Raw genomic sequence first — 13,323 nt, 5'->3', positions numbered from 1 at the left:
ATTAAAGATTAAAAATTTTTCAATTTTGTTTTTTTCTGTTTGAGATTTTCATCATTCTGTGTAATATAGAAATATTTTTTAACATTAATGAGCAGATTGATAGATTTTCATTAGAATTCTTTGATGAAAATCTATGATTATAAAAATACATTTTTTATCAAATCTCAATAAAAGGTTCAGCAATAAAATCATTTTTAAAGCACACATAATTTTGTGCAGATTCTTTAATAAATGCAATTTCATCATCCTTTAATTCTCTAACAAACTTCGCTGGATTTCCTAGAATTAAAGAGCGTGGCGGGAACTTCTTGCCCTTTGTTACTACACTTCCAGCTCCCACAATGCTATCTTCTTCAATCAAAGCCCCATCCATTACTATTGCATTCATGCCCACTAAAACACGATCTTTTAAAATACAGGCGTGAATAACGCAATTATGTCCTATGGTTACATCATCTCCAATTTCTACAGGATAGCCATTATCTAACGCATTGCCTTGCGCATCATAAGTTTTATGCCAAACATGCAAGGTGGTTAAATCTTGGATATTTGTGCGTTTGCCAATCTTTATAGAATTGACATCTCCCCTAAGCACACAATTAAACCACACGCTAGAATCTTCACCAATCTCCACATCTCCAATAACTTTTGCCCCGTCAGCAATTAGCACATTTTTTGCAACTTTTGGTGTTTTATCTCTAAACTTTATCAGCATTGCCTATCCTTTAATTTTAAGGTTTCTAAATAAATCAAAGAATTGCTTAAAAAGTTTTAAAACTCTAAAGTATTGATGCTAATTTAATTCTATGCGAATTTCAATCTCATCTTATTCTAAAAGAAATCTTTATCTTGTATTTTTGAATGATCCTATCTCTTTTTGTATAGAATCTTTATTTCTCACTATACTTGAGACTTCACCTCTTGTATCGCCGTCTTTATCGGCAAATCCGCCAAAACTTAGCCAATTAAAGCTCCCTACAATCATAAAATCACTATCACATATTAAAATCTTAGAGTGATTATTATCTGTGATTGCTTTAAAGTTTGGATATGCTTTGCCCCATTTGTCAAAAAGCTTTGTAGATTCTGTGTCAATTGGCGGTTTATCGGTTTTATTACGCGCTTTTAGCCCGTATTTGATAAACACCTTGACCCCCTTTTGCAGGGCGGATTCTATATGCTTTTCATATTCTTTTATTATATTGTATCGCACCCAAGGGCTATGGATATAGAGTGCAGTTTTTGCGTTTTTGAGCGCATAGAGCAAATATTCTTTATGCTGTGTGGTCTCTATGGTTACCCCTTCGTTTAAATCAAGCTCCAAATTGACTTGCTTTTGTATTGCTTCTGCTGTGAGGTTGCTAAATTTCTCTATATTTTCTTGAAAAGCTTTGTTGTTGTTTGCATTAAATTTACTTGTATCAATAAGCGTGTCAAAAAGCTTTGTGGCAGTAGGATCTCTCTCATATTTTTCATTAATCACTAGGATTTTTTCTCTCTCTTGGGCGTTTTTATAAAACAGGCAAAAATAGCTTGTAAAAAACTTTCTTGGCTCTTTTATTTCATCAATTGCCACAATGTCATATTCTTCTTTGGATTCTATATCTGCATTTTGACTTTTCCTATCATCTGTCCCCGATAATGCCTCTCGTAGGACTTGCTCTAGGGTTAAGTTGTCTTTAAAATTTTCATTATGCAGCTCTTGTGTCCTTGGGCGTTTTTGTGCCTCTGGCTTTAGCTCTATGGCTTCTTTATCCGCTCTATCTTCTAGTCTTATATCTTTATCTCTTTGTGCGACTGCTACGACATCGCCAAAGATCGCATCAATTTGCACAAACGCGCTTGATTGTTCTATCACTCTTTCTTTTCTTTTTTGTAATAATTCTTTCCCATTTTTACTAAGTTTTAAAACACCGCTAAGATTTTCTACATAGCCCTTAATCTCTAAATCACTCAAAATACTATGAAAGATCTCACCATCAAGCTGTGTAATATCCTTTAGTGTAGCAATAGTGCTTTTATCCTGCATTTTCTCTAGCTCACTGATGATATGCAAAAGCTCTTCTAAGATTGGGTGAAGCTTTAGCATTTTAGCTATGCGATAAGCTACTTGCACTTTATAGTAGGGATAATACACACGCTTTGCATCATAGAAGATATAGTTAGTGTCTTCTTCACCCTCCTTTTTGACAGCAAGTGCATTATCTAAAGCTTCATCATCAATATAGATTCTTGCATATTTATGTATGAGTAGCTCTAGGTCTGGGTCTAGTTTTTGCGGATTTTGCGGTTTTTTCTTTGCCATAGTTGCTCCTATTTTTTGGAATCTTTAAGTTCTATTATCTGGTAGTTTTTTACATTATCAAACTCTTTGATAATCGCACTAAATGGATTTTCTCCTTCACTTACACTAGCTGTGCGCAAATACTCCTTATCACCCACGATAAGTAAGAGCTTTTTGGCACGAGAGAGTGAGACATTGAGCCGCTTTTCATCAGCGATAAAGTCTATTTTGCCACCTTGTCTTTTTTTCTGCGTTTGTTGCGTGTTGTTGGCTTTAGAGCTTCGCACGCAATCATAAATAATCATATCTCTATCACTTCCTTGGAAGCTATCCACCGTGCCTATGTCTATGCTAATATTTTCTTTTTTATATTCATCTTTTATGCTTTTTAATTTACTTTTTAGCAGATCGCTTTGATGTTTATAGGGAGTGATGATACCTATATCTTTGATCCCCTCATCTTTGATCTTTTGACTCTCCAAAATCTGCTCTTTTAGCACACTTAGTGTATCAGCGATTATTTTGGCATTGCAGTCATTGATTTTCCCTGTGCCTTGTTGTGTGTCCTCTTTATCGCTTCTTTTACCTGTATCAAGCCATACTGCATTTGTCTTAAAGGCTTGTAGCTTATGTGCTTTTATGTCGCTTATCTCTGGCTTTGTTTGCAAAGCTCCTTGATAAAACGCCTTGCTATATAAATCACAAATACTTTTATGCGCCCTATAATTATAGGTGAGTGTGTGTCTAAAGTTGTAGAGATACTCTATCTCATCACGACTAGATTCTATGCGTTCAAATAATCGCTCAAAAAGCGAGGTGGTTACATCTTTTTTATCCGCTTTAAACTCATTGCTGCCTTTTTTAGAATTAAGCTTTTCTATCACATCATCTTCTACCACAGGGGCTAATTGCTTATGATCGCCTACAAGGATTATTCTCTTTGCCTTAATACAAGGCACAAGCAGCTCACTCAATGTAGCTCTACCAGCCTCATCGACAATAGCTACATCAAACGCCACATCTCTAAAGCTCTTCCACGATGAAATCCCTAGCAATGTCCCAAAAAATAGGCGAATATCTTTAGTAAAAAGCCTAAAGGTTTCTTGGTCTCTTTTGCCTTTTTCTTTTGTGCTATCTGTGTTTGCAGCTTCACTACTTAGCGAGTTAAGCTTAACTAAAAAGCCTTGTTGTAGCTTTTTTAGCTTAGATTCTATTGTGAGGTTTTGATCTGTGATTGTGTGTTTCTCGATACGCTCTCTATTTTCTTTTAGAATCTTATCTAGCACTTTTTCCGGTATGTATTGCCGGGCAATTTCACTCATTTTGCGTTTATCATTGCCTATGCGAAATATCTTATCTTCTCCATTTGGATTGTCTTTGCTTGCACAGATTTTTTCTAGCACATTATCCACGGCTTGATTGCTTTGGGAGGCAATAAGGATTTTATAGTGCTTATGGAATTTTTGATATTGCTTGATGATTTCAGTTATGGTGGTGGTTTTGCCTGTGCCGGGCGGTCCTTGTATGAGCAAAATTTCGCATTCACTCTCTAGGCTTAAGGCTTTTCTCACAGCTTCTTGCTGATTTTCATCTAAATTTTCATTGAAGTAGCTCTCTATCTCTCTTTGTTTATTTTCTCTCAGCTCTCTTGGATCATTGATCTTACGTAAAAGATTTGGGATTTGTGTGTTGCCCTTTTTTAGCTCTTTTAGTGCTGTATCTTGCTTACTCCATAGTATTTCTTTCACTTGATAGTCATACGATATAGCCCATTGTTTTGTTTTTAGCTCTTTTTCTTTGGATTCTTCAAATAGGGCATCATATTTTTCTTTCATTTTAATAATGATTTTTTTAGAATCGCCTAGATATGTTTTCACCACACCCTTAAAGCTATCATCTTGTGAGTTGATAGCATTTTTTTCTTGGATTATCACTTCTTCCTTAGGCTTAAATGGTGGTTTAAAAGCTTGGCTCAATTCTTTAGAGTCTTTGGGGCTAGATTCTTTAGAATCTTCATTAGATTCTAGCTCATCTTTGACCTCATCATTCGCCATCTTAGGCGGAATAAGAGTAAGTATAAGCTCATCTGCTCCCCTTTTAATCTCTGTAAGACTTGCAAAATGTGTCTTTTTCTTAGAATCTATATCCTTTTTTATCGCCTCTAGCAGTCTTTCTTCACTTTTAATCGCCTTTGTATCAATCTTGTTTTGCTCTATCTCTAGCTTTTTTAGTTCAAAACGATGGTCTAGTTCGTGTTTAAGTGCGGCGATATTTGACGCACAGCTTTTTGGGGCGTAATAGCCCTTTGTCGTAAAGACAAAGTTATGCCGTAATTCTAAGCCTTCAGCAGCGATTTTCTCTATCCTTGTTGGCTCATTTTCGCGCACCTGCCATACCCATAGATAGCTATCATCGTTTTTATCAGCAGAGCAGATGAAGACTAGATCATTGATAGCGATTTCTAGTTTAGATTCTAGCTCACCGCTTTGTTTATTTTCTTCTTCAAATTGTCGTATATATGCGGTGTAGCCTGTGATCTTCTCTTGGATATGCTCCATTATAGGTTTTAAATTATTTTTATCAAAATCTAAATTATTATTTTCCGCATATATCTCAAGCGTTTTATTAGTTTGACATCTTAGCTCATAGGTATTCTTTGGCACTGCTTTATCATACAGCCTTAGAATCTCTTTTTCTAAATCATTTAAGGCAATCCTAGATTCTGGCTCAATGCAACAGCATTTTCGCACAAGTAGCAATATCTCATTTTCAATCTCTGCAAGCTCATAGGCTTCTAGCACTTCTTGATAGATTGCTTCCAAATCTTTTGGCGATTTATAAGATTCTAGCACATCGCAATCTTCAAAGCTATCAAGCAAAAGCTTTAGCATACAAAGTCCAAAGGCATAAATATCACTTTTGATATTTGGAGTAGAGTCTTTGTCTATTTGCTCTGGTGCGTAGAATCTAAGCCCATCTACTTCTTGATTCAAATCTTTATAATAATAGCTTTTACCAAAATCAAGCAAAAAGACCTGATAACTTTCTTCATCATTTGTATCAATTAAAATATTGCTAGGATTGATATTGCCGTGGTAGAAGCCTTGTTTATCAATGTATGATAAAGCCCCGCAAAGCTGCAAATAGCACTCAAAGAGGCGTTTATAATCCGGCTCTTTACCCTCCTCTTCACCATAATCCCCCATAAAAATCTCACTAGTAAGATTCTCTAATGCAAAGCATTCTCTTATGAAATAGAAATGCTCTTCATCTTCTTCTACTTGAATAGTTGAGAGATTTTTATGACTAAGATGATTAAGCTTACTTGCTGTGTAAGAAAAGCTTTCATTATTCTCATCACGCCTTATCTGCGTGATGTCAAACTCTCTATTTACATACTTTGCCCTATAACTATCCTGCCCTAATTCCTTTACAATCGTATATTTGCCTAGAATCTTGTCGTCCATTTTACACCTTTACCCATTTTATAATTTAACACTCCACTATAACAAATTCTATTTCTCTTCTAACTCTAAATACTGCAGAATTTTTTCTTCACAAAGCATCTTTTTTTCTTCAAACTCTTTTGATTTTTCTTGTAATTCTTGCGTGCTTAAACTTCCATTATAAAGTAGATTTTCTAGAGCTTTAAGTTCTGTTTCTAGAGCTTCAATTTCTTGTGGTAAAATCTCTAAAAGTCGCTTTTCGTGGTAGCTTAGTTTTGTTTTCTTTTGAGATTCTTTAGGAGAGTTTTTGGGTGTAGATTCTTGTTTAGATTCTAACTCTATTTTTGCATATTCTTTTAACTCGCTTTGAATTTCTAAATACTCACTAAAACTTCTATGCGATTCTATAATTTCACCATTTCCTTGAAACACATACAAACATTTTGCGATTTTATCCACGAAGTAGCGATCGTGGCTTACAAAAATAATCGCCCCTTCAAAACTCTGCAAATACTCTTCTAAAATATTAATAGTGGGGATATCTAAATCATTTGTAGGCTCATCTAAAATCAAGCAATCATAAGCCTTTGTAAAAAGCAAAGCCAAAGCAACACGATTCTTTTCTCCGCCGCTTAATGCGCCAATTTTCTTATCCAAAAACTCCTTAGGAAACAAAAAGTTTTTAAGATAGCCAAAAATATGCATACTCTTACCACGCACCTCAATATGATCTCCACCAAAAGGGCAAAAAGTCTCTAGTAAATCCTTGCTATCATCTAACATTTCTCTGTGCTGGTCAAAATATCCAACTTTAACTTCACCCCTCTCAATACTCCCACCACTTGGCGCAACACTTCCTAAAAGCATTTTCAATAGCGTGGATTTCCCAGAGCCATTACGCCCAACAATAGCAATTTTATCTCTTTGCAAAATCCTAGCACTAAAGCCATTGATTAGAGTTTTACCATCAATTTCCTTGCGTAAATTCTTCATCTCAAAAAGCATTTTTTTGCGATTTATACCCTCTTCTTGATTAAACGCCTTGCGCTCTCTCTCAAGCTCCAAAGTCATTTTACGGATAATTGAAGGGTTTGTCTTGGCTGCTTTTCTCATCTCCATAATACGCTCTTTGCGCCCTTCATTGCGCTTAACTCTTGCACGCACACCACGTGCTAGCCACTCTTCTTCAGCTTTTAAATGTTTTAAAAGCGTTTCGTGGCTTTTTGCAAGACTTAGAAGCAAAGCTTCCTTTTGACGCAAATAATCACTATATCCACCTTTAAAACTTCTAATCTTACTCTCTTCTACTTCTATTACGCGTGTAGCAACTTTATCAATAAAATACCGATCGTGGCTAATAAACACAAGCGTGAAATTTCCACGCATTAGCATCTCTTCTAAGAACTCCACCATTTGCACATCTAGATGGTTTGTTGGCTCATCAAGAAGCAAAATATCTGGCTTATGTAGCAACAAGCACGCTAAAGCCAAGCGCTTTTGTTCTCCACCGCTTAGCAAATTCACATAACGATCTTGCAAATCTTCTAATTCAAAAGTTTCTAGCACTTGTTTAATTTTGGATTCCAAATCCCAAGCATTATGATGATCTAAAAAGTTTGTAAGCTTTGCATATTCTGTTAAAAGTGCTTTATCATTTGGTGCATTTTCAAGCATTTTACCAATCTCTAAATACCTATTCTTCGCGCAATTTTGCTCACTTAAAGCTTCCATAATTGCTTCTTTTGTTGATTGTCCGGCTTTAAAATTTGGTTTTTGGATCAAATATTTTAACTCTAAATCTCCTTCTAAAATCCTAATCCCATCATCGCTCTCTAACTCTCCGCTTAAAATCTTAAGAAGTGTAGATTTTCCTGCACCATTACGCCCAACAATTGCTACGCGTTCATTTTCTTCAATATGCAAGGACACATCTTGTAAAATCGCTTTATAATCGTATTGTTTAGAGATATTTTGCAATGAAATTTTAGCCATTTTTTGCCCTATTTTGCGCACCTTTATATTGCCAAAGCACCAAGCAAAATACTCCAATAATCAAAGAGAGTAACTGCCCTTGTGTAAGCCAATCAAACGCGATAAAGCCAAGTTGAGAATCTGGCTCCCTAAAAAATTCTGCTAAAAAGCGCATTAAAGAATACAAAACCACATATAAGATTCCAATCTCTCCGATAAAACGCGCCTTTTTGCGATAGCAATACAAAACCACAAACACTACAATACCCTCTAAAAACGCTTCATATAACTGACTTGGATGGCGCAAAACTCCATCAACTAGGATTCCAATATTGCTTGTTGTTTCTCTTCCTATAAGCTCTTGATTTAAAAAGTTTCCAATGCGTCCAAAAACATAACCTAGCGGGATACTAAGTCCTGCTAAATCCATAAAAAGCCAAAAATTGATTTTTTTAATTTTTGCAAACAGCACTGAAGCGATTAAAAATCCAATTACCGCCCCGTGATAGCTCATTCCACGGATTCCAACAAATTCACCATTTGGATCAAAAGGATTAAAAATTTGCCACGGATTTGTTAAATAATACATTGTATAAGGGTCATAAAAGAAAATATACCCAAGCCTAGCACCCAAAATTACTCCAACTTCTACCCAAATAAAATAACTATCAAGCAACGCATTTGCAATAGGATAAGAATCTTTTTTGACAAACCACTTTGCTATAAAAAGCGCAACCAAAAGGGCTAGCACATACATAATCCCATACCAATGCACTAAGATTCCAAAAACGCTAAAAGCAACAGGATCAAAATGGCTATAAACACTATTCCAAAAACTCATTTTAACTTCCATTTTCTAATTCTAAAAATGTATGCAACCCAAAACGATGCAAACTCTCATACAAATAAGGGCTAGCAATTAAAAGATGGAATCTAAAACCATCTTTGCGTGCAAGTTTTAAAAAATAACCAAGAATATAAAAATTAATCTCTCTTGCCTGTGGGATCTTAAAAGAAACCTCCATTATTCCTGCTTGTTTGCGCTTCTCTAAAAGCATCTTTAAATCATTATAATCACTCATTTCTTTGATCTTTCCGTGCAAAATATAAACATTATCATCAATTTGTTCTATACGCAAACTAATCCCTTAAAGTAAATGGCGCATTTTACCAAAAAACGCTATAATCACCCTTTAGTTTTCACAAAGGGCTTGAATGAAAAAACTCACATTAGGGATTATCGGTTTAGGCACAGTTGGTAGCAGTGTCGCAAAGATTTTAAAAGAAAATCAAAGTCTAATTGCAGCGCGCGCTGGTTGTGCAATCCACATCAAAAAAGGAGCAGTCAAAAACCTTTCAAAAAGCCGTGAAATTTTTGATTTCCCTATTACAAATGATGTCAATGAAATCTTAGATGACCCTGAAATTGATATTATTGTGGAGCTTACAGGCGGTGTTGAAGCCCCTTTTGAAATCGCCAAAAAAGCTTTAAGAAACTCTAAATCCCTAGTTACCGCAAACAAAGCAATGCTAGCTTATCATCGCTATACCCTCCAACAAATTGCTGGGGATTTACCCATAGGCTTTGAAGCAAGTGTAGCAGGCGGAATCCCTATTATTAAAGCCTTGCGCGATGGTTTAGGAGCAAATCATATTTTAAAGATTAGTGGCATTATTAATGGCACTTGCAATTATATTTTAACCAAGATGAAAGATTTTGGAATAGAATTTGATGTAGTCTTAAAAGAAGCTCAAAAACTAGGCTATGCAGAAGCAGATCCAACTTTTGATGTAGGTGGCTTTGATGCAGCACACAAGCTTTTAATTCTTGCAAGCATTGCTTATGGGATTGATGCACGCCCTAGTGATATTTTAATTGAAGGAATCACACAAATCACGCAAGAAGACATTGCTTTTGCAAAAGAGTTTGGTTATCATCTAAAATTGCTTGGAATCGCTAAAAAAGATGGAGATTATATAGAATTGCGCGTACATCCAACATTTTTACCAAAAGAAGCACTTTTAGGTAAAGTTGATGGCGTAATGAACGCAATTAGTGTTGTTGGCGATTATGTTGGTGAGACACTTTATTATGGAGCTGGGGCGGGGGGAGAAGCCACTGCAAGTGCTGTGATTTCTGATATTATTGAAATTGCACGCACCAAAAGCTCCCCAATGCTAGGGTTTAAAACAACAAGCGATACCTTGAAATTAAAGCCACTTGATGCAATTTCTAGCGCATATTATCTCCGCATTTTAGTGCTTGATAAACCCGGAGTTTTAGCGCAAATTGCTACAATCTTTAGTGAAGTTGGAATCTCAATTGATACATTTTTACAACGCAACAATCAACACCACTCCACTTTGCTACTCTCCACACACACTTGCACAGAAGCAGACATAAAATCCGCAATCAAGCGCATAAGCACGCTTGAAGTTGTGAAAGCACCACCTGCAATGATTCGCATTGAAAAATAAAAACACTACACAAAAGGGCAAAGAGGCAGAAGATTTTGCGTGTGCATTTTTAGAAAGCAAGGGTTTTTGCATAAAAACACGCAACTTTAACACACGCTTTGGTGAAATTGATATTATTGCCAAAAAAGATGAAGTCTTGCATTTCATAGAAGTTAAAAGTGGAATTGGATTTGAACCCATTTACAACATTACACCAAGCAAAATTCAAAAACTTAGCAAAACCATAGAAATCTATCTCAAAACACATCGTTTAAGCTTACCTTATTGCCTAAGTGCATTACTTTTAAGCAAGCACACACCTAATGATTCTTTTTGTGTAGAATGGATAGAAAATTTAACGCTTTTTTAAACAGAAATTGGCACAAAAAGTTGTGGGATCTTTACTAAATACGCACTTAAATTCTCCACATCACGCATTGAAAAAAATGGATTCCGTTTAATCCCGGCCTTTCTTAAAGGCAGGATTTGTAGCATATTTTGCTGATGATTTAACCAAAGAATAGGATTTTGCGTGCTTGTGCTATCAATTTCTAATTTTTTATTAAACACCTTTGCAATATGCTTATAATAATCTAATGCTTGCTCGTGATTCTCTTCATTAGGATCAAAATCGTATAATAAGATTTTCAAACCTAATTGTGTAGAAAAATCAAAAACAACAGAAGAAATTTTCTCTGCTTCTTCTGTAACTTTTGGCAAAACAACGACACTATGTGTAAGAGTTTGAAGTGATTGCTCTCCAAATCTTAAAAGCGGAATCCCTAAATTCAACAAATACCCACGATAACGCTCAAAACAATAATTCTCTAACAAAATTAAACCGATATTTTGACTCGCTTTATCTTGCTCAATCAAAGCTTTTAAAGAAGTTTTATGATACTCAATATGCCAAGAAATTTCTTCTGTGTTTAAAAGAGGGTGATTTTCAATTTCTTTAATCATCGCAATATCTGTTGGATTAAAAAAACAGACTTTTAAGCGTTTGTTTTTAAAATGCTTAAAGAGCCAAATTGTTTGCTGTAAGTAATCTTCTAAATCTTTAGAATGCAATAAATCAAAATACAATATAACATCGCGTCCAAAAGGAGTTGGGAACTGCCCAGATTCTTCTTTGATACGATGATAAATCTCCCAAAGCGTATCAGGTTCTCCTACAAGCAAAAGCGCATCATTTGGGAGAATCGTTGTAGAATATTTTGGCAAAATCAAAGCATTGTTGCGATAAATTGCAACAATTTTCCACTTTTTTTGTTTAATTACACCCACACTGCGATACGCATAAGGACTCCCAAAAGGCACACTTACTTGCATAATCTCACCTTGCCCTAGACCGATACTTTTAGCAGTCTTTGGGACGTTTGGAAATTTCTCAAATAAACGACTACTAAGTAAATGCGCTTCATTTAGCATAAGAAGTTGTTTATCACTATGTTCTAACGCAATCTCACCTAACATTGTAATTTGAAGCATTTTGCTGTAAGAACGCAATGTGTGATAGACAACTTCACGCTCTTTTGCGTCATCTAGCACTACATAACAATCTGTGATTTCTGGAGTTAGAATTTCTTTTAGTTTATTAGAAGCACTTGGATCAAAGTTATAAGCTTGACTATCTTGTGGGAGATTTTTAGGCAAAAGATTGGAATCCAAAGAAACAAAAATATACGCATTTTTATCTAAATGTTTCAAGATTAAAGTTGTTAGAAATTCTTTTGCTACAATTCCATTTAAAACTAAAAGCACTTTTCGCATATAATCCCCTAAACACGCTAAAAATTAGCGAAAATTTAGCAAAAAAAGGTTGAAAATGGACTTTAATCTGCACAAAACTGATGGTAACGCACGCGCTGGAGTTTTGAAGCTCGCACACGGAGAAGTGCCAACTCCTATTTTTATGCCTGTTGGCACACAAGCAAGCGTAAAAGCATTAGACTTTAACGATCTTTTAGCACTTGATGCACCTATAATTTTAGGCAATACTTATCATTTATACTTGCGTCCAAATGATGAGATTATCGCAACACTTGGAGGATTACACAATTTTACAAAATTTCCTAGAAACTTTCTAACAGATAGTGGCGGATTTCAAGCCTTTAGTCTAAACTCTAATGTTAAGCACAAAGAAGATGGAATCCTTTTCAAAAGCCACATTGATGGATCAAGCCATTTTTTTTCACCACAAAAAGTGCTAGATATACAATACAATTTAAACAGTGATATTATGATGATTTTAGATGATTTAGTGGGCTTGCCTGCTAGCAAAGAGAGAATCTTAGAATCCATAAATCGCACAACAAGATGGGCAAAAGATGCTATCACTTATCATAATTTCAAAAAACAAGAAGCTATAGATTCTGGTAACCCATTAACAAATCATATCTTTGCGATTATTCAGGGCGGGACAGATAGAGAATTTAGAGAAGCAAGTGCTAAGGATTTAACAAATCTTGGAGATTTTGATGGTTATGCAATCGGCGGGCTTGCAGTAGGAGAACCAAATGCGGAAATGTATGCCACACTTGATTTTACAACACCCCTTTTACCAAAGGATAAACCTCGCTATTTAATGGGAGTTGGCACACCACAAGATATTGTAGAAGCAATAGCTAGAGGTGTAGATATGTTTGATTGTGTAATGCCTACACGCAATGCTAGAAATGGAACAATTTTCACGCATTTTGGCAAACTTGCCATTAAATCTCCTAGATTCAAACTTGATACACAACCTTTAGATTCCAAATGCCACTGCTACACTTGCGCAAATCACACGCGCGCATATTTACACCACTTGTTCCGCTCTGGAGAAATGAGTTATTTTCGTCTTGCAAGCATTCACAATCTAGCGTATTATCTAAGTCTTGTAAGAGAAGCTAGAGAAGCAATTTTAAAGGGAGAATTTATACAGTTTTATAAGAATTTTTATGCAACATTTAAAAGTTAGAATCTAAATCTTGCGATTAAATCGCAAGATTCAAACTATTTTTTTAGCATTTTATAAAGTGGGCAGTATCCATAAACTGCGCTTAATAGCGGTAATAAAGAAATTAACCACCACCAGCTTTGACACACAAAACCAAACACAAAATACAGCACCATTGCTAAAATTAAACGGATTGTTTTATCTAAATTACTCATTTTCTCTCC

Annotated in this window: 11 protein-coding genes; 3 read left to right on the top strand and 8 right to left on the bottom strand. The window is 35.4% G+C overall.

Annotation, left to right across the window (positions count from 1 at the left end):
* Nucleotides 1-157: 157 nt before the first annotated feature.
* From Q0358_RS00140 to Q0358_RS00115, 6 genes are all read right to left on the bottom strand, one after another.
* Nucleotides 158-715 (bottom strand): gamma carbonic anhydrase family protein, encoded by a 558-nt coding sequence (locus Q0358_RS00140; protein WP_299545757.1) that lies wholly within the window; start codon nt 713-715, stop codon nt 158-160.
* A 129-nt stretch (nt 716-844) separates the two neighbouring features.
* Nucleotides 845-2,305: a phospholipase D-like domain-containing protein gene (locus Q0358_RS00135; RefSeq protein ID WP_299545756.1), complete on the bottom strand. Its 1,461-nt coding sequence runs from the start codon at nt 2,303-2,305 to the stop codon at nt 845-847.
* 8 nt (nt 2,306-2,313) lie between these two features.
* A complete protein-coding gene (locus Q0358_RS00130; RefSeq protein ID WP_299545755.1) occupies nt 2,314-5,751 on the bottom strand; it encodes an AAA domain-containing protein in 3,438 nt (1,145 codons plus the stop codon).
* 48 nt (nt 5,752-5,799) lie between these two features.
* Nucleotides 5,800-7,722, bottom strand: coding sequence for a ribosomal protection-like ABC-F family protein (gene abc-f, locus Q0358_RS00125; RefSeq protein WP_299545754.1), 1,923 nt, complete (start codon nt 7,720-7,722; stop codon nt 5,800-5,802).
* Nucleotides 7,715-8,542 (bottom strand): prolipoprotein diacylglyceryl transferase, encoded by an 828-nt coding sequence (lgt, locus tag Q0358_RS00120; protein ID WP_299545753.1) that lies wholly within the window; start codon nt 8,540-8,542, stop codon nt 7,715-7,717. The genes abc-f and lgt overlap by 8 nt, the downstream gene beginning before the upstream one ends.
* A 1-nt stretch (nt 8,543) precedes the next feature.
* The gene (locus tag Q0358_RS00115; protein ID WP_299545752.1) at nt 8,544-8,840 is read right to left on the bottom strand and encodes a hypothetical protein; all 297 of its coding nucleotides are present in this window, start codon (nt 8,838-8,840) and stop codon (nt 8,544-8,546) included.
* A gap of 76 nt (nt 8,841-8,916) precedes the next feature.
* Here Q0358_RS00115 and Q0358_RS00110 point away from each other — a divergent pair, with 76 nt between their 5' ends.
* Together Q0358_RS00110 and Q0358_RS00105 are read left to right on the top strand one after the other, a co-directional pair.
* Nucleotides 8,917-10,179: a homoserine dehydrogenase gene (locus tag Q0358_RS00110; RefSeq protein WP_299545751.1), complete on the top strand. Its 1,263-nt coding sequence runs from the start codon at nt 8,917-8,919 to the stop codon at nt 10,177-10,179.
* A complete protein-coding gene (locus Q0358_RS00105) occupies nt 10,169-10,528 on the top strand; it encodes a YraN family protein (RefSeq protein WP_299545750.1) in 360 nt (119 codons plus the stop codon). The genes Q0358_RS00110 and Q0358_RS00105 overlap by 11 nt, the downstream gene beginning before the upstream one ends.
* Here Q0358_RS00105 and Q0358_RS00100 read toward each other — a convergent pair.
* On the bottom strand, nt 10,525-11,931 hold the full coding sequence (locus tag Q0358_RS00100; protein ID WP_299545749.1) for a TrkA C-terminal domain-containing protein: 1,407 nt from the start codon (nt 11,929-11,931) through the stop codon (nt 10,525-10,527). The genes Q0358_RS00105 and Q0358_RS00100 overlap by 4 nt on opposite strands.
* 55 nt (nt 11,932-11,986) lie before the next feature.
* On the opposite strand from Q0358_RS00100, the gene tgt reads away from it, so the two are divergent.
* Nucleotides 11,987-13,120: a tRNA guanosine(34) transglycosylase Tgt gene (tgt, locus tag Q0358_RS00095; protein WP_299545748.1), complete on the top strand. Its 1,134-nt coding sequence runs from the start codon at nt 11,987-11,989 to the stop codon at nt 13,118-13,120.
* 35 nt (nt 13,121-13,155) lie between these two features.
* Here the strand turns inward: tgt and Q0358_RS00090 are convergent, their stop codons facing one another.
* Entirely contained in the window at nt 13,156-13,314 is a 159-nt protein-coding gene (locus tag Q0358_RS00090; RefSeq protein WP_299545747.1) for a DUF2892 domain-containing protein, read from the bottom strand.
* Between the last annotated feature and the right edge of the window lie 9 nt (nt 13,315-13,323).

This window comes from uncultured Helicobacter sp., from assembly GCF_937893305.1.
Lineage (GTDB): Bacteria > Campylobacterota > Campylobacteria > Campylobacterales > Helicobacteraceae > Helicobacter_D.
The sequence above is the reverse complement of the archived record's forward strand: the minus strand, read 5'-3'. Positions and strand labels throughout refer to the sequence as shown.